The sequence below is a fragment of the Actinomadura sp. KC345 genome, from assembly GCF_004348515.1.
Lineage (GTDB): Bacteria > Actinomycetota > Actinomycetes > Streptosporangiales > Streptosporangiaceae > Spirillospora.
In genome coordinates this window covers 1-2839 of the sequence record NZ_SMKH01000505.1, presented here as the reverse complement: position 1 = coordinate 2839, position 2839 = coordinate 1, and the positions used below count along the sequence as shown (strand labels likewise).

General features: G+C 74.5%; 4 protein-coding genes. All 4 read right to left on the bottom strand.

From position 1 onward, the window contains the following. The coding region (locus tag E1281_RS38905; RefSeq protein WP_207943777.1) for a hypothetical protein at window positions 1-347 on the bottom strand (347 nt) is incomplete at its 3' end. 89 nt (window positions 348-436) lie between these two features. Then, entirely contained in the window at window positions 437-1189 is a 753-nt protein-coding gene (locus tag E1281_RS38900; RefSeq protein ID WP_131884698.1) for a LytTR family DNA-binding domain-containing protein, read from the bottom strand. A gap of 62 nt (window positions 1190-1251) precedes the next feature. Continuing rightward, complete coding sequence (locus E1281_RS38895) at window positions 1252-2448, bottom strand: histidine kinase (RefSeq protein ID WP_131884697.1); 1197 nt, start codon at window positions 2446-2448, stop codon at window positions 1252-1254. Between the two features lie 43 nt (window positions 2449-2491). Beyond that, the coding region (locus E1281_RS40970; protein ID WP_165959310.1) for a hypothetical protein at window positions 2492-2839 on the bottom strand (348 nt) is incomplete at its 5' end.

Genomic DNA, 2839 nt, shown 5'->3' with positions numbered 1-2839 from the left:
GCCGAGGACCGCTCGACCAGCTCGGCGAAATCGTCCTCGTTGCGTTCGGCCTGCCGGACGTACCACCAGCCGCAGGCGACGAACCACGGGTAGATCACCGCGCCGAGCAGCACCCACGGCAGCGGCAGTCCCAGCACCTCCTGCTCGCGGGCCGCGGGGACCAGCGCGAACAGCAGCGGCAGCCCGGCCACCACGGCGGCCAGCACCAGGCACAGCCCCAGCGCGAGGCGGAGCTGGGTGCGCAGCAGCGAGCGCATGTACGCCTCGCCGAGCCCGGTCTGCTCGTCGATCTCGCGGGTGACCGGGTAGCGGGGACGCCGGACGGCGCGCGTCCGCGGCCCGGTCACCAGGACCCGGCCGGGAGCGATCCCGCGCGCCTTCTCGTCCGGGCCCGGCCCGCCGGGGCCCGGGTCCGTGAAGTCCGCGCCGTCGGGGCTCAGGGGGACCGCCTGGCCCTGCGCACGAGGAGGTCGCGCAGCTCACGCACGTGCCGGCGGCTCACCGGCAGCTCCGTGCCGCCGACCAGGACCGTGCAGCGCCCGGAGTCCAGCCGCAGCTCCTTGATCGCGGAAAGCGCGACGAGATGGCTGCGGTGCACGCGGACGAACCCGGCGCCGGTCCACCGCTCGCCGAGTGCGGCCAGCGGGATGCGCACCAGATGGCTGCCCGACGCCGTGTGCAGCCGCGCGTAGTCCCCCTGGGCCTCGACGTACAGCACCTCGGCGGGGGTGACGAACCGCGTCACGCCGCCCAGCTCGACGGGCATCGGCTCCGGCCCGGCCGGGTCGGCCTCGTCGGCCTCGGGCTCGTCGGAGGCCTCGATCACGCGCCTGATCGCCTCGTTCAGCCGCTCTGGCCGCACCGGCTTGAGGATGTAGTCGGTCGCCTTGATCTCGAACGCGTCGACGGCGTGATCCTCGTAGGCGGTGACGAACACGATCCGCGGCGCGCGTGCGAACTGCGCCAGCACGCGGCCGAGGACGGTGCCGTCCAGGCCGGGCATCCGGATGTCGAGGAAGACCGCCGCGATGGGGCGACCGTCCGCGAGGGCCCGGTCGAGTTTGCGCAGGGCGGCGGCGCCGTCCACCGCCGTATGGATCTCGCCGATCCGCGGATGGGCCCGCAGCAGGTGGACGAGGTCGTCCAGCGCGGGCGCCTCGTCGTCCACCGCCAGGACACGTAGGCCCACCGCACCGTCCCTTCCCACGCCGCACGCACATTCCAGTCAACCGGGGCCCGGCAGTCAAGGGCTCAGGACGCGGTCACACCGGGCCGGTACTTGGGCACCCGCACGGTCACCTTCGTCCCCGCGCCCCGTCCGGTCTCTACGGCGAGACCGTACTCGTCTCCGTACACCTGCCGGAGCCGGTCGTCGACATTGGCGAGGCCGATCCCGGCGGCGTCGCCGTCGTCGCTCAGCTGGCGCACCTCCCCCGCCAGCAGGCGCCGGACGTCGCCCGGGTCCATGCCGATCCCGTCGTCCTCCACGCTGATCACGCAGTCGGCCCCGGCGTCCTCGGCGACGATCGTGATGAGGCCGGGCTCCGACCTGTCCTGGAGCCCGTGCCGGACGGCGTTCTCCACGAGCGGCTGAAGGCACAGGAACGGCACGGCGACCGGGAGCACCTCGGGCGCGATCCGCAGCGTCACCCGCAGCTGCTCCCCGAACCGGGCACGCTGGAGCAGCAGGTACCGGTCGATGGAGCGCAGCTCCTCGGCCAGCGTGGTGAAGTCGCCATGCCGCCGGAACGAGTAGCGGGTGAACCCGGCGAACTCCAGCAGCAGTTCCCGCGCCCGCTCGGGGTCGGACCGGACGAACGAGGCGATGGTCGTCAGCGAGTTGTAGATGAAGTGCGGCGAGATCTGCGCCCGCAGCGCCCGCATCTCGGCCTCCATCAGCAGCGTCCGCGAGTGGTCGAGTTCGGCCAGTTCGAGCTGGGCGTCCACCCACTGGGCGACCTCCTCGGCGGCGCGGATCAGCCCGGCGGGGGTGTCCTCCCCGTAGGCGGCGAGCGTCCCGATCACGCGGTCGTCGGTGGCGAGCGGCACCACCACGACCCTCCGGATCGGGCAGTCCAGCCGGTCGCAGGCGACGTCGTGCACCTGCGTACGCCCGTTTCCCAGCGTGACCTCGGCGTGCTTGGGGCCTTCCTCCGCGTGGTGGTCGTGCTCCCCGTCCCAGGCCAGCAGCCGCTCCCCGTCGGTGATCGCCAGCGCCGGGCAGTCCAGCAGGACCCGCAGGTGGCGGGCGGCCTTCTGGGCGCCCTGCTCGGTCAGCCCGGCGCGGAACGCGGGCGCGGCGCGGGACGCGGTGTGCAGCGTCTCGAACGTCGCCCGCCGCGCGGGCCCGCCCAGATCACCGCCCCGGCCCTGCCGGCGCCGCCACCACAGGAGCGCCGGGACCCACGTCACCAGAAGCGTCCCGGCGACGGCGATGACCACGTTCATCCGGCCAACCTACGACGCGCCGCCCGGATGTGGGGCCTCCCGGTCAACGGCGTGCGCGGGCCGTGAGGTTGCGGCGCGCCCGCCGGAGGCGGGCCGCCAGCGGAACCGTGACGTACACGGCCAGCGGAGCCCGGTCGGGGCGGACGTGCACGCGGCGCGGCGGCAGGAGCGAGGCGGTCACCGGGCCGAGGACGCCGCCTCCGTCGTCGGCTCGGAGCCCGGCCGGTCCGTCCAGCCCGTCGATCTCGACCGACGCGTGCCAGGGGCCGGGCCGGGCCGCGGCGAGCGGGATCTCGGCGTGGCGGCGTGCCCGCCGTCCCGGGTCGGCGATCAGCGGTGCGCGGAGCACTTCGGCCTCGTCGCCGGAATGGCGGAGCAGCAGGTTCATGCC